Origin of the sequence: Streptomyces sp. NRRL F-5135 (genome assembly GCF_000719775.1) — a bacterium.
GTDB classification, from domain to species: Bacteria; Actinomycetota; Actinomycetes; order Streptomycetales; family Streptomycetaceae; genus Streptomyces; species Streptomyces hebeiensis.
Map to the genome: position 1 here is coordinate 294,383 of NZ_JOHR01000005.1, position 19,353 is coordinate 313,735.

A 19,353-nucleotide genomic window follows, 5' to 3' on the forward strand; every position below is an offset into this window, starting at 1 on the left:
GGAAGAGAGTCTTTCCGTCCTCGTTTTCCACGTAGGCGATGGCCTCGGCGACCTTGCAGTGAGGGCAGATGAGTGCCATGTCGTCCTCTCATCTCGTCTCGGTTGACCGCCGAGTGTTACGCCCCGATGTGCGGCATGTGCTCTGTTCCGCCCTCCTTTCACTCGGGTGGGTGGATCTCGCCTCCTTACGGAGCGGGCGCCCCGGCCGGTGCCCACGGGGGAGAGCGACCGGCCGGGGCTGTAGCCCGCCCGCTGCGCCGCCGGGTGCAGCGGACGGGAGATCACCAGGGGCGCGGCACCGGCGACCGGCGCGGCTCCCAGTCGGGCCGCGGGCACACGCTTCGGTGGAGGACCACGTCGGGTGCAGCGGCCGATCCGGTCTCCACGGTGCGGCGGTCGACATCCTGGGGTGCAATCGGCTGATCGCAGCGGGCGCAGAGCATCAGATCCTCCAGTCAGCTGGGGTGGCCGGCGGCCACGTACGGCCGGGCCGGGTCGGCGTGCGCGGTGTGGTGTATGAGCGTGAGGTGCCCGAGGCAGCTTCGGCAGGCGAACAGCGGCGTCTCGTACGCGCGGTGCCCGGGGCCGCCGGGGCTGGACATGGTCCCGATCCGAATCGTGGTGAGCGCGGAGCGGCGGCAGATGAAGCACGGCCCGAGGGCCGGAGCGACGCCGCTCGGGAGTGCGAGCTGGAGACGGAGGCTCACGGCTTCTCCGGTACGACGTAGAGGTGGCGGCCGTCATCGTGGCGGTCGGAGCACTGGCGGCACGTGTACGAGACGATCCCGGGGCCGCTCATCGAGGGGCTGTAGTCGACGGGGCGGACGTCACGGGTCGGCGTGTGGCAGTGGCGGCAGACGTCGACCGGACCAAGTGCGGGGATGTCGGCGAGGGGGCCGATGACGGCCTCGATCGCGGCACGCAGCACATCCGGGTCAGCGAACGGCGGTGCGACGAGAGGCGAGCGGAGCCAGCGCGTGCCGTCGTGGTATCCGGCGGCGCAGGGGACGAGGAGGCAGTCTCCGCTGTCGTAGTGGACCACGTCGGCGGCGCTGGCATCGGGCCAGTCCTCGGCGCCCGACGGAGGAACGGGCCACACCAGGTGGCGCAGGCCAGGGTCCTCGAATACGGGGACCAGGCGGTCACCGAGCACGCCCAGAACGTGGTGTCCCCATACGGACGGCACTGCGACCGCGCTCCAGGTGTCGTCCACGGTCATCAGCTCCAGCGGGGCGCTGACGGGCAGGTAGTGCGGCACCGCTGTGCGAGCCTGCCGTTCTGCCTGCCGTAAGGCGGCGCCGTATGCGCAGCTTCCGCCGGTTGCGCAGGGTGGACAGACATCGAGGTGGTCCAGCAGGGTGCCGTACGCATCCCGGTGTTTTTGGCTCTGGAGGATATCGGTCACCAAGCGCTCCCTCGGCGCGTGGCGGTGGCCAGAAGCGCGGTCACCGAGTCGAGCGTGCACAGTCGGCCGGGCAGCGTGGGCGGGACGGCCCAGTGCGTGCCCCGGGGGTCAGTGAAGTCGATACGGGGCACAGGAACGTACGAACCGCGGCCGAGCGCGACCGCATCCGACGAGCGCCAGGACGCGGCGAGCCCGACAGGAACGAGCATGTAATACCAGCAGGCGGGTGCCCAGATGACGGGGCCGCTCAGCGCACGCAGGACGGCGCCCACGGAGGACGGGTCGGTGGCGCCAGCCGCCGCGCAGACGATGCGGTCGGGGATCTTCAGCACGTCGAACGTGCCGCCAACAGCAAGAACGGCGGGGCGGCCGGTGCTCCACTCTTGATACGCGGACGACGGGTTGGCGTTCGCGGCCGCCAGCCATTCCTCCACGGGGGTGAGCGCCAGGGGGTGCTGTTGCTTCATGGTCGGCTCCATGTGACGGCTATGTCTCACGTCACATGCAACAGGCCAGGCAAGACCGGAAGTACCCCAAGCTGGGGTAGTTCTGTCGGTGCGTCAGGGTTGCTTACTCCAACCCGAACCAGCTACTGAGCGACCGGAGCTCTTCAGTCGTCCGCCGGTACTTCATCGTGAGCAACAAGGCTGCATCCCGGGCCATCGGCTTGTACCTGGTCACCTGTGGCGCAGCCTTGCGGGCCTTCTGGAGATGATCCAGCGCATCCTCACGCCGGTCGGCGGCAATGTGCACGCGAGCCACGTTGATGTGGAACGCGCTCACTCGAGTCGGTGGTACCGACTTCGGCAGCGTCTTGGTCCGGCCGATCACCTCGTCAGCCTCCGCCGTCTGCTGAAGTTCGAGACGCGCCTGGATCTCGTGGATGGCCAAGTTCCCCTGACCGAACACCACACTGTGGTGCCGCTGGTCCGCGGCCGCTGGCAGATGGTCAAGGAGCGCGCGCGCCTGTTCCAGGTGGTGGTCGGTCGCTGCCTCATCGCGGCAACGCGATGCGAGGGTTACCTCCCGCAGGCGCATACCGCCGAGAACCGTCACCCACTCTGCCCCCCGGCCGCGACCCTCATCGGCCACCCGCTCCCGAGCAGCTTGCAGGACGCGCAGCCCGGCGCTGTACTCATGCGCGGACTTGAACGTCTCGACGCGCTTGTACTCGGCCAACGCGACCAGCAGAGGATCGCCGGAGAGGCCAGCAGACCACCGTAGGCGGTCCTCCACCTGCCCGCGCAGATCCGGATAGCCAAGCCGGTAGGTGAGCGTATGCGCCAGGTCGTAGGCGAGCGTCAGCAGTCGGGCCGCCTGCCTTTGTTCCTTGCCCGTGCGCAGGTGCACGGATGCGGTCAGTTCTTCCAGCAGCGCGGGCAACGCCGCGCCGAGCCTGGTGAGTCGTCCGTGGACTCGGTGCTCCGTCGCCGCATCAAGATCGGCGCGCAGAGCGGCCAGTGACCGGGGCTTGGTGAACCAGTCGCCGGGCAAATCCCAGTGCCGCAGTGCGGCCCGCACCTCAGTGATAGGCGCGTGCACCTGCTCGTCCTGCGGCAGCTCCCGGTACGGCTGACCGGTGAGGTCCTCTACGGTGACGTGCAAGACGCGGGCAACGCCTGTGAGGACGCTGGGGGTGGGCTGTCGTTCTCCGCGTTCGACCTTGCGGATCGTGCCCAACGAAAGGTGGGCGTGATCTGCAAGTTGCTGTTGGGTGTATCCGGCCAGTTTTCGGCGTGCCGCCATGCGCGCACCGATGTGAACGTCGTTGGGCTCGGGCATAATTGGCTCCGTTCTGCGCGTGACAACCAGAACGGTACGCCCGGTCGGCTCCGGGTAACGCACGAAAGCCCCCTTCACCGGCCCGTAGGCCGGTGAAGGGGGCGCTGCTGTCAGGGGCGGCGTCGTTCTGGGAGGCCGGGTACAGCCGGGCTGGGCGCTGGCCCGGAGGGCTGGGGATCGGGGGCCGGGGCGGTGTCGCGGCGGCAGACCAGCGCGTCGGGATCGGATGCTGGCGGGCGCAGGGTGTACCCGGCGGGGCACGTCTGCCCGTCCCGCCCGGCCGGTCCTGCTGGACCGGCCGGTCCCGCCTTGCCGTCGGCGCCTGCGGGCCCCGCTGGACCGACCGGCCCCGCTGGACCGACCGGGCCCGCGGGTCCTGCCGGGCCCGGCGGTCCGGTGACCGTCGCCCCGGGCGGTCCGGTCACCGCGGCCCCCGGCGGCCCGGTCGGCCCAGGAACCGCGTCCGGTGTCCGGCCATCCCGCCCCGTAGCCCCCCGCTTGCCCGGAGGGCCGGGCGGGCCAGGCGGGCCGGGGACGGGGACCGGGATCAGGGATCGGTCCGGCAGGTCCTCTACCGCGTGGGTCGGATCCGGTGCCGCCGGCGTTCCGCCCCGCGCGGTGATCTGCGCGCGCAGGACCCGCACATCCCCGGCCAAGGTCGAGACAGCTGTTCCACGCCGGTTGGCCTCGTCGGCGAGTTCGGCCGCGCGCCGGTCGGCCTGGTCGATCCGTAGCCACACCAGCACCACCGCCCCGGACAGCACGAGCAGCACGGCCGTCAGCGCGAGCGGGCGCCAGCGGCGGGCGAAGATGTCGGCTCGGCGATGCGTCACTGGGGGTCCCCTCCCAGGGCCGTCAGGCGGGCTCGCAGCTCACGGATCTCTGCGTTCAGGTCGTTGATCTGGCCTTGTAGGGCGGTCTTCTCGGCGCGTTCGGCGGCCAGTTCGGCGTAGGCGGCGGCCAGGTCGCGGTCCTTCTCGGCGATCCGCGCGCGCAGTTCGGCGCGCTCCTCCTGGAGCTGGTCAACAAGGCCGCCGTACCCGGTCATGACCGCACCGCTGTGGTTGACGCGCTGTTGGCCGCGGTGCCCGTACACGGCTGCGGCCGCTGCTGCGAGCCCGACGATGATCGTGCCCACGGCGCCGAGCGTCACAGCGTCCACGCGCGATACCTCCGGTCAAGGAACAGGTCAGACGCCCGGCCCGGCCCGGTGCGGACACCGCGCCGGGCCGGTCATCAGATGCTGGTCGGGCCGCGCGGGGTGTCCGTGGTGGCGACGGTCTCGGTGATGCCCGGGCCGCCCACGGCGTCGAGCCCGAGCGTGGCAACCAGGGTCTGGGCAGCCGTTCGCACGGCTCGCTCTCCGGTCGCTGTCCAGAATCGCTTGGTGAACATAGGTGTCCTCACTTCTTGGGGATCTTGAGGGTCTGGCCCGGCGTGATCGCCGTGCCCTTCATGCCGTTGAGCCGGGAGATCTCCTGCCAGCGGTTGCCGTCACCGAGCTTCGAGGCGGCGATGGACCACAAGGTGTCTCCGCGGCCGACGGTGTACGTGGCGGCCAGGGCGAGCCGCTCCGCGATCCGGGCCCGCATCGCGGCCATGGTGAAGCCGCGCGGGTCGATCTTTCCGGGCTGCCACTCTTTGTGGCCGATCACCGAGCGCTGGTTCCAGCCGTGCGCCCGGCAGATCGCCGCGCTCACCCGCTCGATCGCGCCGAGCTGCGCGGCCGGCCACGGGTCCTTGCCGTCGCCCAGATTGACGCACTCCCAGCCGTAATAGCGGGCGTTGCCGTCGGTGTCGGCCTCGTTCGGCGACGGGAGCGACGTCTCTCGGATGACGGCCCGGAGTACATCGCCGTCACCGGCCCCGGCGTGGTTCGTCCGCCCGTAGCCGATCAGATGGACCACGCCGTCCTTGGCGATCACGCCGTGGCACAGCGGCCCGGGCAGGGTCGAGTACCCGTCGCGGCAGATCCGTACGGACGCGTCCGTACCGGACGTGACGGTGTGGTGGATCATCACCCCGTGCACGGGGCCCCAGGCGCCCACGTGGTTCCGGTTGTGGGTGCGCCAGCCGCTGTGCTCCTGGACGCGGACGCCCTCAGCACGCAGTGCGGCGAGCAGCTGCTCGGCCGTCATCGGTATGGCCATGTGCCCTCCCTGGGCATGACGAGAGCCCCGGCCTGGGGCGGCGCGGGGCTAGGGTGGTCGGGTGGTTCAGGGGCGGTGCGCTACGTCCTGGACGGTCGCTCGCCGGTAGGTCTGCCAGAGCTGCTCGACGGCCACGTAGTAGGCCGGGTACGTCGTGGCGAGCCGGTTGGCGATGACGCCGGCGATGTCGTTCACGTCGTCGTCTGTGAGTACGCGGGACATCTCGTCGCCCAAGGCGATGTGGATCTGAGGTCCGTCGATGCCCTGAAGATCGGGGCCAGCCACGACCTTCAGCGTGACGGACTCGACTATCGGGTCGGTGTATTCGGGACGGCTGATCACATGTACCTCCGGATGCTGGGGGTGGCCAGGGGAAGGGGTCTACAGCGGGGTGGCGCTGGGGTAGTCGCCGGCGGGTCCGATGTCGACTACCTCTACGTAGGCCGGTGTGGTCGAAGAGGCGAAGATGCCGATAGTGCCCGAGCCCTGGGGATAGACCATCTGGTAGGTGCCGACGAGCACGGTGGTGATGTCGACGCCGGTCTGGTTGACCACGATGTTCTCGAAGTAGAAGCCGACGGTTCCGGCTTGCCCTGTCGGGCCGGGGATTCTCTGCGAGTTGAGGAGCGTGGATCCGCCGGCGCTCCCACGGGCGACCAAGACGGTGCCTTGCTGGCCGGAGGTGGTGCTGGTCATGCCGCCGCGGTAGCAGATGCGGAAGGCGCGGCCGGTGCGCAGGGTGACGGGGTCGGTGGTGATGGCGGGCTGCGCGCCGGTGGAGGTGGTGCCGGCGGTGGACGAGGTGATCGCCTCGTAGACGACCAGGACGGGTGCGCGGTTGTTGATGTCTCCGACGCGGACGCGTGCGCCGGCCGGAACGAGATCGGGCACGGGGCCCCCTTCTTGTCTTACAGGCCCCAGACGGTGGGGTCGGCGAGCGTGACCAGGGTGCCGGCGGGATGGGCTTTGGTGATGCCGTTGACGGCGCGGGTCAGGGCGAACTGCCGTTGCGGCGAGACGATCTCGAAGTTGTCGTATCGCAGCTGTGCGTTCGTGTTGGTCAGCCCTGCGAACGCGCCGCCGACCAGGCCGATGGTGCCCGTGTCGATCGTGTCGGCGGCGATGGTGGCTGTGTGGTGCCAGGTGAGGGGTTCGTCGGTGCCGGTCGGCCAGACCCGCATCTGCACTGTGTGGCCGATCAGCCGGACGCGCAGCTCGTACTCCGTGCCGGGGGTGTAGGTGTAGGGCAGGGCGGGGCTGGTGCCGATCTGGGTTGTGCCGCGGGTGACGGACACGGCCATGGCGCCCGAGAGTCCGAAGTGCAGGCGTGCCCGGTAGAAGTCGCTGGTGTTGCGGCAGCGGAGCAGCACGCCGGGGATCATGGCGGCGCCGGTTGCGACCGCGGAGGCGGACAGCCGTACGCGGACCTCGGCGTCGGTGACGGACTGGTGCACGAGCTGTTGGAACCGGATCACGGAGACGTTCCCGGTGAGGGTGATGATGCCGCGGCCGTCGGTGACGCTGCGGTCGGAGTCGGCGCCGCCGGCCTGCACCCACGTCTGCCCCGTGGTGGCGGTTCCCCAGCTGTCGCTGACCGTACGGGTGAACGCGTCGGACACCGCGGTGATGGCGGTGGCGGTCATGCGTTCCCCGCCGACGGTGACGTCCAGGGGCAGGTCGGTGGGGCTGGTGGTCCAGGGGGTGCCCTGGCTGGTGCGGACCATGGCCGTCGTCGCGGTCGCGGACAGCGGCCCGCCGAGGTCGGAGCCGTCGGTATCCCACCGGTCCGCGCCGGTGGTGCTGGTGTCGTCTGCCCACTCGGCGACCGCCCAGGGGGCGGCCGGCGTGCAGTTCAGCGTGGCCTCCCAGCGGGTCGGGCTGAGGGTTTCGGTCCAGCCCTGCACGATCTGCCGTACGGGCTCCGGGCCACCCCGGCCGGTGGGCATGTTCAGGATGTCGGCCCGGTCCCCCGGCCGCAGGCGCAGGAACGCCGGCACGAGTTCGGGGGCGCGGCGGAGGTTGACCGTGACGGTGGGGAAGCGCGGCCCGTCGTAGGTGCCGTGGGCGCGCGTCCAGTCGGCGATGGGCTGGGTCTGCGCGTCGGTGTGGAGGGAGAGGGTGACGGCCTGGTCGTACTGGCCGACCGCGTCCGGGTCGGTGCCCGGGTCCTGGATGTTGAGCGGCCCGGTCTCCTGCACGGACAGGGTGGAGGAACCGCCGCGGCGGGTGATGGTGATCGCGTTGCGGGTGGCCTGGTCATCGCGGACGGGCCGGATGCCGGGCATCACGTGCCCGGGAGCGGTGTAGTTGAGGGTCAGGGTGGGGGCCTGCCCGTACATGGTCTGGCGGTCGCGGTAGCGGATGAGGGGCGCGGCCAGGTCCTCGTAGAGGAGTCCGCCGTCGGCGGCCGCCGCTTCCTCGATCAGGGCGAGCCAGGTGTCCGGGGTCTGCGGCCCGACCCGCTCACTGCGGGCCAGAGGTGCGTCCAGGATGAGCGGCCGGCCCTCTTCGGTGGCCAGGCGCCGCATGCGGGTGCCGGCGCTCTCACCGGTGTACGCGAGTTCGGCCGAGGCGTAGACGGGATCGATGAACTGGGCGCCGAACACGCCGATATGGCCGAACGCCAGGCCGTCCATGCCCGGGGAGTACCCGGCCGGCGGCGACGTCCACAGCGTGGGCCGCCCGACCGTGCCGGGGTAGGCGTAGATGTTGGACCGCTGGACGTCGCCACCGACAACCTCCCACACGGCCTGCCAGTTGACGTTGGATCCGTTCTGCCACACGCCGAGCACGATCGAGACCCACTGGTGGTAGAGCTCGGTGTCGGTCGCGATAGAGATGTCCTGGATGGTGGCGCCGTCGACGTCCTGGACCAGGACGCGGGACTGGGTGGAGCGCATCTGCACGATCCACCGCGCGGCCGTCCCCGTCGACAGCAGGTTGAACAAGCTGTAGAGGGTGGTGTTCTCGGTGTCCATCCGGTACAGCATCCGGGCCTGCCACGCCGTCACCGGTGTACGCGGGGCGGGGATCCGGCCCTTGAGGGTGGGCAGGTCCGCGCCCTGGTTCCCGGAGGCGAGCTGCGGCAGCGGGTTGGAGGCGGGCAGGGTGCTGTTCGCCGCGAACCGCAGGGCGGAGACGGCCATCGGCGCGACGCCGGGCACCGGGCTGTACGCCTGTGTCGCGGCCGCGCCTTCCTCCATGGGCCAGTACGCCATCATGTGGGATTCGCGGACGATGGAGCGGCGCAGCGCGGACTCGAGCGGGGCTTTGCCTTGCTGGTAGCGGCGCTTGATGCCGGCCGCGGTGACGCTCGCCCAGTGATCGGCGCCGGACGGGTCCCACTCGGTCGGCAGGGCGGCGATCTCGCCCGTGAACCGGTACGCGCGATCGCTGATGGCGGCCGGGGCGGTCACGGTCCAGACGCGGCCCGAACCGTCCGTGAACGTCGGGGCGGCGGGCGTCTGGGTGCGCAGGTCCGGCGCGGCCACGACCGTGCCGCCGATGCCGGCCCGGACCTCGGCCCGGTGCACGCGGCCGGTGATGGGATAGCGCGCCACCGTCTGAGTCAGGTCGGTCGGCGCGATCGTGACCGGCGCTGTTCCGGTGTAGAGGCTGGTCGCAACCGGGAAGAAGGCGGGAGCGGCGATCTGCGTCCAGGGGCCGTCCAGGGTGCGGGCCCAGTAGAACGTGACGGTCCAGGTGCCGCCTACCGCGTCGACGCGCAGCGTGGCGCGCAGGGCGGCGCGGGGCGGGAGCGCGGGAAGGGTACGGGTGAAGAAGAACACGCCGGAGGTGCCGCCGCCTGACGTGGTGCCCCGCAGATATATTGAGCCGTCCTGGACCATGAGCAGCCAGGACCGCTGATCGGATGCGGCATCCCACTTTCCCATCAGGGTCTGTGCGCCGGCGGCATACCAGTCGGCGGTCGCTTCCACGCGTACGTCCAGGTCCCCGGTGATCGCGAGTGCGGGCACGTGCGGGGTGGACAGAGTGCCGGCGGTGCCGTCCAGCGCCAGGTACGACTCGTCCCCCGGCACCGAGATCCGGACCGGCGTGTTGCGGCCGATGATCCCGTAATACGGGGAGAGCGGGTTGTCGCGGGAGTAGGCGCCGTGCCGGTTGTTCAGCACGAACTGGAGCTTGCACGGGTCGGGCTGGCTGGCGTAGTCGGAGCGGCCGTGCGTGATCGTCAGATCGCTGGAGGTGCGCACGTCGCTGGTGACGTCGATCCAGGTTCCCCTGATCTGGAGTTCGGTACGGACATCGATCATGCGGCAGCTCCAGCGAATCGGACGACGTCGCCGCCGGCGTCTTCCTGGACCATGCGGCGGAACATTCTTTTCCAGTCCTCGTCCGCGCCGGTCACGTCGAGGACCAGGCGCTGCTGCCCGCCGTCGCCGGTGCCGCGTACGGCGCCGGCCACCCCGCGCAGCATGGAGTCGAGCTTGGACAGGGGCAGGACGGCCTCCTGCTCGGTTCCCTCACCGATCATGGCGAGCGTCGGGCCGGTGGTCAGGCCGCCCTCGGCGAGGTAGGGGATGTTCGGCGTGGACAGCGTGAGCGACGGAATCGACTTGCCGAGGATCGACCCGCCCCCGATCGTGAACGACAAACCATTCCAGGCGCCGATGACCTGGTTGATGGCGGAACGGAACTCGCGGGGGATCGCGTCCCACATCCCGGAAGCGACGGCGGCGATCCGCCCGGGAAGCCGGCTGATCCAGGTGATGACCTGACCGAACCAGTTGCTGACCTTGCCCGGGATCGCGGCCAGCTGCTGGATGTAGCCCATGACCATGCCGACGCCGGTGTTCACCTTGCTGGTGATCCACGACCAGGCGGAAGAGATCTTCGACACGATCCAGTCCCACACCGAGCCGACTTTCCCGCTGATCCACGACCAGGCGCCGCTCAGCTTCGAGACGATCCAGTCCCAGGCGCGGCCGGTGGCGGCCTTGATCTCGTCCCAGTAAACAACGATCAGCACGATCACCGCGATCAGGGCGATGATCCCCGCGATGATCCACGTCCCCGGGAAAGCCCACAAGGCTGTGTTCCAGGCCCACTGAGCGATCGACGCCACCCCGATCGCCAGGGCCAGAGCCAGCAGCACGGGAATCAGCACCTGGATCAGGCCCGGGTTGTTCGCCATGAACTCAGAGACGATCTTCAGCGCGGGCGCGAGTGCGGTGCCAAGGGTGTTGGCCAGGGTCCGCATGATGCTGTCGAACTGCTGCGCAGGGCTGTTGGCCATGGCGTCCTTGGCCCGCTGCGCGGCTCCGGCCGCGTTGTCCATGCCGCTCGAGGCGGCGGCCGTCGCCGGGTCCATCGCCCAGAGCGCCGAGGCACCCTCACCGGCCATGTCGCCGAACAGTTCCACAGCCAGCGCACTCTGCTTCGCGGGATCCTTCATGCCGCGCAGAGCAGCCAGGGTGTCGGTCAACGCTTGCTCTGCTGCGGGCCCGCCCTTGTGGATGTCGGCCAGCATCTGGGTGGAGTCCAGGCCGAGCGACTGGAACGCTTCGGCGGCACGGTCAGTCTCCTCGCTGGTGATCCGGGCGAACTCGTGGATGACATCGCCGGCCTGATCGATGTCCCGCCCGCCAGCCTGTACGTACTGGCTCATCATCCCGAACGCGGTCTTGGCGTCCAGGCCGAGCCGGGAGAACTGCACGCCGTACTCGCTGATGACGTTGGGGATGTCCTCCCGCATCGCCGCCGGAAGGTTCTGCGCGGCGGCCGTGAGCACGTCGAACGCTTCGGTGCCGTCCTTCACCAAGCCTTGTTGCACGGCCAGCCCTGCGGCCTTCGCGGACTCGGCGACGTCCAGGCCCATCGTGTCGGCAAGCATGATCGCGCTGGTGGACATGGACTGGAGCTCGTCATCGGCGATGTTCGCCATACCGCCCATGGACGAGGCGACAGCGCCCAGGGACTCGTTCACTCCGTCGATCGAGTCCCCGAAACCCTGGGAAAACACGGTGCCGGCGACGTCGCCGGCGCGCGCTGCCTCACTCTCCGTCAGACCAAGCTGGTTGGTCAGCTTGGTGTTGGCGGCCGTGGCGTCCATGGCGTTGTCCAGGCCCATGATGAACAGGCCGCCGATCGCCGCGCCGGCGGCCGCGGCCTGGATCCCGCCCAGGCTCCGCTCGACCTCGTCCGCCGCGCCCTGGGCACCGCCTGTCAGCTCGGCGGTGTCCAGGCCGATCCCGACCAGGAGTTCCTCAAGCAGCGACATGCCCGCCCCCTTCTGTGCCGCCGAGGCGGCGGTTCATGGTGCGGACGGCGGCCAGCATCTCCTGCCAGGACTGCTGACGGCCCTGGTCCCACGTGGGCATGAAGTCCCGGATCCCGGCTTTGCGGCCCTTGGCGCGGGCGGTGTTGGAGACGGTCGCGGCCAGCAGCGCGACCAGCGCGTCCAGCCGCTCCGGGCCGATGGGCCCGGTCACCCGCTCGTACGCCATCCACTCGGTGAGCTCGGCCGAGGAGCAGCGCGCGAGGAGTTCGGGGACGGTGCAGCCGAGTTCGAGGGCTAGCCGGTGGTAGAACCGACGCTCGGGGCTGGCTCGGATTTTCCCGCCGCGTCCTCCACGTCCTCCTTACGCAGGCCGGACAGCCGCTGGGCGACTTGGGCCAGGCGCTCGAGGACGGCGCCGTTCTTCCCGCCGAGTGCCTTGACGTCCTTGTCGGTGAACAGCCGCTCGAAGTCGGGCCCGACGATGCTCTTCGCGAGGAGCTTGGCCAGCTGGTCGCTCAGGTTCATCCGCTGGACCGACCCGTTCGGGCCGAGCACCACGAGGCTGGACTGGTAGGCGTTGCGGTCGGTTCCGGACAGGCCGAGGATCCTCACGGTGCCGCCCCACTCCGGCACGGGCACGTCCTCCCACGCGCGGTCATCAGCCGCCGTGATCTGTTCTCTCGTCAGCAGCGTCATGGGGTCTTGCTCTCCTGTTCCTGTGTGTGGATCGTGTTCAGGACGTCCACCTGGGCGCCGATCAGCGTGAGGCGGACGGAGGGGATGTCCCCGGGGTCGACGTCGACCGTCACGGAGTTCGCCAGGATCGCCTGTGCGGGTATCTCGGTGCCGTCGACCACGACGCTGGCATGGGTGCCCTGCCGGGTGACCTGGATACGGTCGGCGGCCATCACGGGGCCGGTGCCGGGGTAATGGTCGGCTTGCCTGAGACCTTGAGGGTCAGGGACGCGGACAGCTTGTCGTCGTACGGCGCCTCCGGCTCGAACCCGGTCAGCAGCGCCTTGATGGTCCAGGTCGTCGCGGCCTCATCCGGGAACTGGATCTGGTACGACCGTGGTTCCTCGTCGTCGAAGTCGTCCACCAGCAAGTCGTGCTTGGTCGGCTGGTAGTTGATGTCGGCGGTTACCTCGCCAGGGTCCTTCAGGCCGCCGACGAACTCCATCCAGGCGTCGGGCGAGCCGTGCGAGGTGACGTCGACGGTCTCCCGGGACAGGCCCGGGCCGCCGAGGTTGGTGATGTCGGCGATCTCGGTGAAGACCTCCGGGGCGGCGCCGTCACCTCTTTTGAGCTTCACGCCGAAGCCGCTGATGCCGGCCATGGGCAACCTCCAATGCGGAAAGCCCCGGGCCGGGCGGCGCGGGGCGGTGGTCGAGCGGATCGGGTCAGGGGTGCTGCTCGGTGAGGACGCGGTAGCGCAGCACCAGGTGCCGGATGTCGCCGGGCGGCTCCGGATCGGTCAGCGTCTGGGAGAACTCGAACCGCGTCACGATGTGCGCCTGCCCCGCGATGGTGAGGGGCTGGTGGTCCAGCAGCGCGGTGATCCGGGCGCCGATCGCCAGGGCCTGGGCGTAGCCGCGGTAGCGCGACCACACGTGCAGGGTGATGACGGTCTGCCGGCCGAACCCGCCGTGCCGGTTGTCGGGCGTCTCGATCGCCTCACCGATCACCACGAACGGATACGGGATGTCCTCGGGCGTGTAGTCGTACACACCGCTGATCGCGGCCATCAGCGGCGCGTCGCCGGTCAGCTTCCCGTACACCGCGCGCTGCACGGGAAGCATCGGTGATGGCGCCGGTTCGGTCACGGTAGGTCCCGGCGGATCTCGGTACGGATCCGGTCCGCCAGCTTGGTCCGCTCGGCCTCGATAGCGGGGCCGAGCGCGGGCTGGGCGGGGATGCGGCGGGTGCCGTGCTCGTGCAGCGCGGCGTACCAGTCGTGCCGGTCCCGCCACCCGACCTCGGCGCGCAAGCCATCGTCCTCGATGTGGACGGCGACCTTGTCGCGGAGGTTGCCGGTGTCGACGCGCACGCCGCGGCGTGTGTCCTCCCGTACGGCCGTCGCCGAGTCCCGCACGGCACGCTTCGCGGCAGCGAGGATGGTGGGCTCCAGCTCGGCCAGACGGTCCCGGAGACGGTCGATGCCCTCGATCGTCACCCGGCTGTTCTGCCGTGCCATCACGCCTCCCTTCTCAGGCTTTCCGGCTCATGCGGTGCAGGTCCCGCCGGACAGCGCCGAGTTCGCCGGCGACGGCGAGCAGCGCCCACACCAGCCGTTCGTCGGCCGGCCGGCTGGTGTCCTCGGCGAGCTGCTTGCACTCGTTCGCTTCGCGCGGCAGCGGCGCGGGTGTCTGGTTCATCAGGTCCCTTCGGTCTGTGTCAGTTCGCACTCCGCCTTGCGGTAGACCGGTGCGGAGGGCTGGACGACCGAGTGCACGGTGAGCACCTGGCCGTCGCCGTGCAGCTGATCGCCGCGGCGGACGTCCGCGTCGGGCTGGAGGTAGACGGTGTGGGTATGGCGGGATCCCGCCTGTGCGGCCAGCATCCGGTCGGCCGCGCTGGGCTGGTCGACCTTCCCCGCGACGTCACCGACGGGCCGGAGGCTGGTCTCTTGCCCGCCGGCACCGTCCGGGACGGTGACCGTCCGCCACACCGTCAGCTGCCGGTTCAGCAGGTGGGTGATGTCCACGCGGTCACCGGCTTTCGTTGCCGCGCGCGTACCGGGCGGTGGTCCGCTGTTCCCATTCGGTCAGGGCCTGCCCGGTGCGCGCCTTGTCGTAGGTCACGCTGCGGTCGCCGAGGGACTCGGCGGCGATGCCCTCAGACGGGTTGACCCAGGCGCGGCTGGCGACCTGGATGCAGGTCTGCCGCAGGGTGGCGGGGATCGGCACGTACCCGTGGTCGTAGACGACCGTGACCTCGGCGTCCAGCGGCCAGCAGCCATCGAGCCGGGTGAGTTGTCCGTATCGGTTGTGCCGCCAGGCGCCGGGCTCGAGGACGTCACCGTTCGAGGTGACCGAGGTGACCGCGGTGACGGGCCGTTCGGGCAGGTGCAGGAGGGTGCGGCCGTTGCCGACCAAGTGCACGATGTCACCGGCCACCGGGTCGATCTGCTGTTCCAGGCCGTCGCGTACGGTCTGCTCGGCTGCGGCGATGACGGCGGCGGCCTGGTCCTCATCGATGGCGGCCAGCCTCAGATGCACCCGCAGGTCTTCCGGTGTGGCCCACGCGTCAGCCACAGCCACCCCCTTCGTCAGCTGTCGGGCGTGCTCGGAGCGGCCGGTGGTGTGGCGGGCGGGGCGGCCTTGTTCGGTGCCTGGCGGGTCGCGGTCCGCTTCCTGCCGGACGGTTTCGTCCGATCCTCGGTCTTCGTGGCGCGGTCGGCGGGGACGGCGTGCCCGGCCTGGATCCAGGCGCGGGCCAGGTCGTCGTCCACGGTGGTGACCTGCCCGGACCAGTAGCGGCGTCCTGCCCCGTCCGAGACGGACGTGACGGCGGTGATCCGGATCCGCATCACGAAGCGGCCGTGATCAGGAGGCGCAGGGCCTGCGGCCGCACGACGTCGCCGCCGACCCTGGCTCGGATCTTCCAGCCGATCATGCCGTCCTCGGCGTAGAGCTGGTCGAGGACCTTCACGGTCATGCCCTGCCGGTCGTAGATCCGGTATGCCGAGTTGAAGTCACCGAACGCGGCCACGCGGGCGCCCGCGGCCAGGGCCGCAATGTCCTCCTGGTTCTCGATCGCGTACCCGAGGAAGGTGTTCGGACGGCCGGCCTGGGTGCTCGGCTGCCAGTAGTACTGGCCGTTGGCGTCCTTGATCGTGGAGATGAACAGCTCGGTTCCGGAGGCGAGCGCGAAGCGGCCGTTGCGCCGGTACTGAGCGGGGACCGCGTAGATAAGCTTCTTGAGGTCGTCCAGCAGCTTCACACCCTCGTTCGCGCCGGAGTAGTCGGTGTCCGATCCGGTCACGGTCGGCACGCCGCCGCCGGCGGTCATGAACCCGACCGGCATCTTCCCCGTCGTGTGGCCGGTGCCGATGGTGAACGCTGTGTCCTCGGCCTCTCCGACGGCGCGGGTGAAGGAGTCGCGGATGAACCGGTCGAGGTTCACGTCCGCGTCGTCCAGCTCGTCCTCACCGACCTTGGCCAGGCCGTAGAGGTCTTCGACGTAGGTGTATTCCTCGGTCGGCTCGTCCGGCATGGAGTCGGTCAGGGTCTGCTCGTTCGTCTCGAGCTTGCCCCAGCCGACCGACACCTCGTCCAGGCTCCGCCGGCGGACGCGGTTGGAGGTGATGGTCCGCTGCGAGACCATCCCCCGAACCACGGTGAGCTCGGGCAGGCTCTGGTAGATCTCGGTCTCGAGGTCTTCCGGCACCAGGATCTCCCCGGCCGTGTTCTCGACCAGGGCACGCTGCTCGGGTGCCAGGCGGGGCAGGCCCCGGCGCAGGGCCTGGAAGAACGCCGCCCGCCGCTCGTCGGGCTGGCCCCCGCGGTGCCCGTCGTCGGGGCGGTTCTGGCTGCGGCGGATCGGCTCGGCCATCTGCGCGGCCCGTGCCTCCTCGGCCTCCTGCCGGTTGATGCGCTCAGTCAGGCCGGTGAAGTCGGCCTCGTGCCGGTCGTAGGACTGGCGCTCCTCGGCGGTCAGACCGCGGTCGGCCGCCTCGGCGGCCTCGGTGATGGCCCGCATCGATTCCACGACGCCGGCCCGCTGCTGCCGCAGCTCCACACTGGTGGGCATAGGGGTATCTCCTCACGAATGGATCAAGGGTGGTCCCGGGCCGGTCGGCCGGGAAGAACTCAGAGCTGGGCGAGCAGTTCCAGCTCGCGCAGCCGGTGCCGGGCCCGCTCGTGCGGGTACGCCTGCGGACCCGGGGCGGTCCGGTCGGCGGCCTCGAGGAGAGCGCCGAGCGCCTCGTGCGCATCGGCAACCAGCTGCCGGTTGGCGGCGGACAGGACACGGCCGGCGCGGACCTCGGCGAGCGCGCGGGTGACGGCCTCCGGCTCAGGGGCCGGCTGCTGTCCCGTGCGGCGGGCGGCCGCCGACCGCAGCTCGGCCGACGTTGCCGCGAACGCTGGGTACGTCACCACGGAGACGTCGCCGCCGTCGAGGTCGACGCCGAACACCTCGTGCGTGTTGCCCTGCCATCCATCGGCTGTCACCCAGAACCCGAACGACATTTGCGTGATGTCGCCGCGCTCCAGCGAGACGGCCAGGTCCCGGGCGTAGGAGACGTCGGCCATCTCCGCGTCGACCAGCACGCCGGCGTCGTCCTCGGTCAGCGTCGCGGTGCCGGCCGCCGTACGGGCCAGCAGCAGGTTCGGATCGTGGTTGATCAGGAACCGCACGTCGGGCCCCTGGGCGAGGGTGCGTGTAGCGGCGCCCGGGACGATGCGCTCGCGCCAGCCGCCCATGTCCTCACTCAAGGAGTCGTAGACGATCGCGCGGCCGGTGAAATGCAGCCGGGCCGCCGTGTCATCGGCGGCCCGGATCGTCAGATCGGTCAGCGGGAAGGCCCGCACCTCACGCGTTCTCATCTCGGGGATCCCTCCGGTTGAACTGGAGTCGGCAGGTGCACCCGGCGATCTCGTCCACGCCGAGCCGGTGATCGTGCGGCCACCGGCCCCGGCGGGACCCGATGGTGAACGCCTCGCGCATACCGACGGTCTGGCCATCCGCCCGCGCGTGCGTGGGCCGGGGGTTGGCGTCCCACACCCGCCACGTCTTCGATGCGGCCCCGGCCTGTTTCGCGCCCTCGTGGCTGCCGAAGTTGGCCAGGTAGTTCACGCGTGCCTTTGCCAGCTGCTCCGCTCGGGCCTGCGTCATCCGGTCGAACATCGCGAGGACATCCTTCGGTGCGTTGCTGACGGTGAACTGGTGAACCAGCTTGTCGACCGTCGTGCTGTTGATGTTCGCGGCGGTGGCGGCCGCGCCGGACGCCAGCACGGCGGTGGTCTCCTGGACCGCGAACGATCCGCCGAGCGCGGCCGCCGTCGCGCCGCCTACCTGCGCGACCAGGCCCTGGGCCAATCTCAGCAGCAGCTCGGTCAGCACCTCGTCATCCGCGACCCGGTCGATCAGGTCCGAGGACGGAGTGTCCGGGCGGAGGTTCAGTGCCTCGAGGACGCGGTCCCCCTGGGCGGCGAAGAACTCGGCGATGACCTCGTAGTGACGGGTGATCCACGCGGGCAGGTCCTCGGCAGCCGGCGCCTCCACCGTCTCCTCGGCACGCCGGAGCGGAGCGTGCGGCCGCGAACGGATCCCGGACAGCGCGAACGCGGTGCGGTCCCCGCCGACGGCCAGAGCCAGCTCGGTGAACCCCACATCGACTGGCGCCAGCGGTTCGGGAGCGGCCGCGCGCAGCGCCGGGCGGGTGCGCTGCTCGGGCGGCGCGGCCTGCCCGGCCGGGGTCATGTTCAGCGGGACGACATACTCGTCCCCGCCCTCGATCGGCGGCTCGTCCTCCTTGGCGCGGATGTCGTTGACGGACATCCATCCCCACTGCCGGGCCTGCGCGTAAGCACCGTAGCGCTGCGCGGTGTCCCCGCGCAGGAGCCCGGATGAGTTGAATTTCAGGTACAGCGACGGGTCGGCGAGCAGCTGGTGCGCGGTGCGCTCGAGGCGGGTCAGCCAGGGCATCAGTGAGTAGATGACGTAGCCGAGTGACTGCTGCTCGATCCCCGACCCCCAGCTGGTGGACCGGTCGACGTCGCCGATCATGTGCGGCGGCACGCCGAAGATGCCGGCGATCTCGGAGCGGGTGAGCTTGTAGACCTCGAGGAACGAGGCGTCCGCAGGGCTGAGGGTGGTCTTCTCCCAGCGGGCGCCGCCCTCCATCACCGCCAGGCGGTGGGACTTGTCGAACCCTTCGTGCAGGTCGTTCCACTGGCGAGTGAGCCGCTCGTACTGGCCGTCCGTCAGCTTCCCCGGCACGGACACGATGCCGCCGGGGGAGGCGTCCCGGGCGAAGAACGAACCGATGTAGGAGGTGGCTGCCCAGCCCGTGCCGACGGCCTGGCGGGCCATGCCGATGGGTGACAGGCCCTCGATGCCTCCGATGCCGAATGCCCGGAAGTGCAGCAGGTTCTCGGCGCGGACCAGGCCGCCGTCCTCCCGGATCGGCGCCCACTGCTCCTCATCCGGCGTCACCTTGTAGACCAGCTCCCCGGTCTCCGGCACCCGCCGCGGTTCAACGTTGGTCCAGGCGATCGGCCACAGTCCGACCGGCTGGCCGCCCCCACCGCGCTCCACGTACGCCGCGGCGTTGCCGCGCATCAGCATCCAGCCGAGCATCTGCGCCCAGAACTCGCCGGCGGGCAGCTGCGGATTGGCCTTGTGAGTGAGGAGCAGCGCGGCCGGGTGGTCCTCCATCGGGATCCGGGACGATCCGGAGCGCTGGTAGATCCCGACCGGCAGCATGCTGCCGGTCTCGGCCAGCAGCCGCACCGCAGAGAACACCGCGGCGACCTGCAACGCGCGCTCGGGAGTGACAGTGACGGCGGCCGCCGTGGTGCGGCCGGTCAGCGGCGGCAGGCTCTTGCTGGTCAGGCTCCGGCGCTGGAACAGCTTCCGCATCAGCGGCATCTCAGTCCTCCCTCCTGTTGCCGAGGATGAGCAGCGGCACGGCCAGCACCATCAGGGCGATGCCCGCGGCCAGCGTCCCGCCGAGTGCGGCAGCCACGGTCACCACCCCGGCCGCTCCCGTGGCCAGGCCGGCCATCTCGCACCACCACTGGGCACGCTCGCCCACACCGGCCTCCTTG

The 19,353-nt window shown here is 70.5% G+C and carries 25 protein-coding genes; all 25 read right to left on the reverse strand.

Annotation, left to right across the window (positions count from 1 at the left end):
- Positions 1–455: 455 nt before the first annotated feature.
- Positions 456–707, reverse strand: a complete 252-nt coding sequence (locus IG02_RS37705; protein WP_051764753.1) for a hypothetical protein — start codon at positions 705–707, stop codon at positions 456–458.
- A complete protein-coding gene (locus IG02_RS37710) occupies positions 704–1,405 on the reverse strand; it encodes a hypothetical protein (RefSeq protein WP_158712268.1) in 702 nt (233 codons plus the stop codon). Before IG02_RS37710 ends, IG02_RS37705 begins: the two co-directional genes overlap by 4 nt.
- A complete protein-coding gene (locus IG02_RS36160; protein WP_051764755.1) occupies positions 1,402–1,872 on the reverse strand; it encodes a hypothetical protein in 471 nt (156 codons plus the stop codon). The genes IG02_RS37710 and IG02_RS36160 overlap by 4 nt, the downstream gene beginning before the upstream one ends.
- Positions 1,873–1,975: 103 nt before the next feature.
- Complete coding sequence (locus tag IG02_RS0110070) at positions 1,976–3,187, reverse strand: helix-turn-helix domain-containing protein (RefSeq protein WP_030744424.1); 1,212 nt, start codon at positions 3,185–3,187, stop codon at positions 1,976–1,978.
- Positions 3,188–4,016: 829 nt separating this feature from the next.
- On the reverse strand, positions 4,017–4,349 hold the full coding sequence (locus tag IG02_RS0110075; RefSeq protein ID WP_030744426.1) for a hypothetical protein: 333 nt from the start codon (positions 4,347–4,349) through the stop codon (positions 4,017–4,019).
- 74 nt (positions 4,350–4,423) lie between these two features.
- Positions 4,424–4,582 (reverse strand): holin, encoded by a 159-nt coding sequence (locus IG02_RS39065; protein ID WP_078854347.1) that lies wholly within the window; start codon positions 4,580–4,582, stop codon positions 4,424–4,426.
- Positions 4,583–4,590: 8 nt separating this feature from the next.
- A complete protein-coding gene (locus tag IG02_RS0110085; RefSeq protein ID WP_030744428.1) occupies positions 4,591–5,337 on the reverse strand; it encodes an N-acetylmuramoyl-L-alanine amidase in 747 nt (248 codons plus the stop codon).
- A 66-nt stretch (positions 5,338–5,403) separates the two neighbouring features.
- Positions 5,404–5,679: a hypothetical protein gene (locus tag IG02_RS0110090; protein ID WP_030744430.1), complete on the reverse strand. Its 276-nt coding sequence runs from the start codon at positions 5,677–5,679 to the stop codon at positions 5,404–5,406.
- A 39-nt stretch (positions 5,680–5,718) separates the two neighbouring features.
- Positions 5,719–6,228 (reverse strand): hypothetical protein, encoded by a 510-nt coding sequence (locus IG02_RS0110095; protein ID WP_030744431.1) that lies wholly within the window; start codon positions 6,226–6,228, stop codon positions 5,719–5,721.
- Positions 6,229–6,245: 17 nt separating this feature from the next.
- Positions 6,246–9,611, reverse strand: a complete 3,366-nt coding sequence (locus tag IG02_RS0110100; protein ID WP_051764756.1) for a hypothetical protein — start codon at positions 9,609–9,611, stop codon at positions 6,246–6,248.
- Positions 9,608–11,578, reverse strand: coding sequence for a phage tail tape measure protein (locus IG02_RS0110105; protein ID WP_030744437.1), 1,971 nt, complete (start codon positions 11,576–11,578; stop codon positions 9,608–9,610). Before IG02_RS0110105 ends, IG02_RS0110100 begins: the two co-directional genes overlap by 4 nt.
- On the reverse strand, positions 11,565–11,912 hold the full coding sequence (locus tag IG02_RS43855; RefSeq protein ID WP_420707734.1) for a phage tail assembly protein T: 348 nt from the start codon (positions 11,910–11,912) through the stop codon (positions 11,565–11,567). The genes IG02_RS0110105 and IG02_RS43855 overlap by 14 nt, the downstream gene beginning before the upstream one ends.
- A complete protein-coding gene (locus tag IG02_RS0110115; protein ID WP_030744444.1) occupies positions 11,873–12,274 on the reverse strand; it encodes a hypothetical protein in 402 nt (133 codons plus the stop codon). The genes IG02_RS43855 and IG02_RS0110115 overlap by 40 nt, the downstream gene beginning before the upstream one ends.
- Positions 12,271–12,486, reverse strand: coding sequence for a hypothetical protein (locus tag IG02_RS0110120; RefSeq protein ID WP_030744445.1), 216 nt, complete (start codon positions 12,484–12,486; stop codon positions 12,271–12,273). Before IG02_RS0110120 ends, IG02_RS0110115 begins: the two co-directional genes overlap by 4 nt.
- Complete coding sequence (locus IG02_RS0110125) at positions 12,486–12,914, reverse strand: phage tail tube protein (RefSeq protein WP_030744447.1); 429 nt, start codon at positions 12,912–12,914, stop codon at positions 12,486–12,488. Before IG02_RS0110125 ends, IG02_RS0110120 begins: the two co-directional genes overlap by 1 nt.
- 64 nt (positions 12,915–12,978) lie before the next feature.
- Positions 12,979–13,377 carry a DUF3168 domain-containing protein gene (locus IG02_RS0110130; protein WP_030744450.1) on the reverse strand — a complete coding sequence of 133 codons (399 nt, stop codon included), beginning with the start codon at positions 13,375–13,377 and terminating at the stop codon, positions 12,979–12,981.
- Positions 13,378–13,397: 20 nt separating this feature from the next.
- Positions 13,398–13,772 (reverse strand): HK97-gp10 family putative phage morphogenesis protein, encoded by a 375-nt coding sequence (locus IG02_RS0110135; protein ID WP_030744452.1) that lies wholly within the window; start codon positions 13,770–13,772, stop codon positions 13,398–13,400.
- A gap of 13 nt (positions 13,773–13,785) precedes the next feature.
- Positions 13,786–13,953, reverse strand: a complete 168-nt coding sequence (locus IG02_RS41470; protein ID WP_158712269.1) for a hypothetical protein — start codon at positions 13,951–13,953, stop codon at positions 13,786–13,788.
- On the reverse strand, positions 13,953–14,282 hold the full coding sequence (locus IG02_RS0110145) for a phage head closure protein (protein ID WP_030744454.1): 330 nt from the start codon (positions 14,280–14,282) through the stop codon (positions 13,953–13,955). The genes IG02_RS41470 and IG02_RS0110145 overlap by 1 nt, the downstream gene beginning before the upstream one ends.
- Before the next feature lie 4 nt (positions 14,283–14,286).
- Positions 14,287–14,832 (reverse strand): hypothetical protein, encoded by a 546-nt coding sequence (locus IG02_RS0110150; RefSeq protein ID WP_030744456.1) that lies wholly within the window; start codon positions 14,830–14,832, stop codon positions 14,287–14,289.
- A gap of 14 nt (positions 14,833–14,846) precedes the next feature.
- Positions 14,847–15,107, reverse strand: a complete 261-nt coding sequence (locus tag IG02_RS0110155) for a hypothetical protein (protein WP_030744458.1) — start codon at positions 15,105–15,107, stop codon at positions 14,847–14,849.
- Positions 15,107–16,330 carry a phage major capsid protein gene (locus IG02_RS0110160; protein WP_030744460.1) on the reverse strand — a complete coding sequence of 408 codons (1,224 nt, stop codon included), beginning with the start codon at positions 16,328–16,330 and terminating at the stop codon, positions 15,107–15,109. Before IG02_RS0110160 ends, IG02_RS0110155 begins: the two co-directional genes overlap by 1 nt.
- A 59-nt stretch (positions 16,331–16,389) precedes the next feature.
- The gene (locus IG02_RS36170) at positions 16,390–17,127 is read right to left on the reverse strand and encodes an HK97 family phage prohead protease (protein ID WP_078854349.1); all 738 of its coding nucleotides are present in this window, start codon (positions 17,125–17,127) and stop codon (positions 16,390–16,392) included.
- Positions 17,114–19,174 (reverse strand): phage portal protein, encoded by a 2,061-nt coding sequence (locus IG02_RS37715; RefSeq protein ID WP_051764762.1) that lies wholly within the window; start codon positions 19,172–19,174, stop codon positions 17,114–17,116. Before IG02_RS37715 ends, IG02_RS36170 begins: the two co-directional genes overlap by 14 nt.
- 1 nt (position 19,175) lies before the next feature.
- The gene (locus tag IG02_RS41475) at positions 19,176–19,340 is read right to left on the reverse strand and encodes a hypothetical protein (RefSeq protein WP_158712270.1); all 165 of its coding nucleotides are present in this window, start codon (positions 19,338–19,340) and stop codon (positions 19,176–19,178) included.
- Positions 19,341–19,353 lie beyond the last annotated feature (13 nt).

Excerpts from the sequence above, each read along its gene's own strand:
- IG02_RS36160 (WP_051764755.1), bottom strand. The coding sequence starts at position 1,872 with ATGAAGCAACAGCACCCCCTGGCGCTCACCCCCGTGGAGGAATGGCTG.
- IG02_RS0110070 (WP_030744424.1), bottom strand. The coding sequence starts at position 3,187 with ATGCCCGAGCCCAACGACGTTCACATCGGTGCGCGCATGGCGGCACGC.
- IG02_RS39065 (WP_078854347.1), bottom strand. The coding sequence starts at position 4,582 with ATGTTCACCAAGCGATTCTGGACAGCGACCGGAGAGCGAGCCGTGCGA.
- IG02_RS0110085 (WP_030744428.1), bottom strand. The coding sequence starts at position 5,337 with ATGGCCATACCGATGACGGCCGAGCAGCTGCTCGCCGCACTGCGTGCT.
- IG02_RS0110100 (WP_051764756.1), bottom strand. The coding sequence starts at position 9,611 with ATGATCGATGTCCGTACCGAACTCCAGATCAGGGGAACCTGGATCGAC.
- IG02_RS0110105 (WP_030744437.1), bottom strand. The coding sequence starts at position 11,578 with ATGTCGCTGCTTGAGGAACTCCTGGTCGGGATCGGCCTGGACACCGCC.
- IG02_RS0110115 (WP_030744444.1), bottom strand. The coding sequence starts at position 12,274 with ATGACGCTGCTGACGAGAGAACAGATCACGGCGGCTGATGACCGCGCG.
- IG02_RS0110120 (WP_030744445.1), bottom strand. The coding sequence starts at position 12,486 with ATGGCCGCCGACCGTATCCAGGTCACCCGGCAGGGCACCCATGCCAGC.
- IG02_RS0110125 (WP_030744447.1), bottom strand. The coding sequence starts at position 12,914 with ATGGCCGGCATCAGCGGCTTCGGCGTGAAGCTCAAAAGAGGTGACGGC.
- IG02_RS0110130 (WP_030744450.1), bottom strand. The coding sequence starts at position 13,377 with ATGCTTCCCGTGCAGCGCGCGGTGTACGGGAAGCTGACCGGCGACGCG.
- IG02_RS0110135 (WP_030744452.1), bottom strand. The coding sequence starts at position 13,772 with ATGGCACGGCAGAACAGCCGGGTGACGATCGAGGGCATCGACCGTCTC.
- IG02_RS41470 (WP_158712269.1), bottom strand. The coding sequence starts at position 13,953 with ATGAACCAGACACCCGCGCCGCTGCCGCGCGAAGCGAACGAGTGCAAG.
- IG02_RS0110155 (WP_030744458.1), bottom strand. The coding sequence starts at position 15,107 with ATGCGGATCCGGATCACCGCCGTCACGTCCGTCTCGGACGGGGCAGGA.
- IG02_RS0110160 (WP_030744460.1), bottom strand. The coding sequence starts at position 16,330 with ATGCCCACCAGTGTGGAGCTGCGGCAGCAGCGGGCCGGCGTCGTGGAA.
- IG02_RS36170 (WP_078854349.1), bottom strand. The coding sequence starts at position 17,127 with ATGAGAACGCGTGAGGTGCGGGCCTTCCCGCTGACCGATCTGACGATC.
- IG02_RS37715 (WP_051764762.1), bottom strand. The coding sequence starts at position 19,174 with ATGCCGCTGATGCGGAAGCTGTTCCAGCGCCGGAGCCTGACCAGCAAG.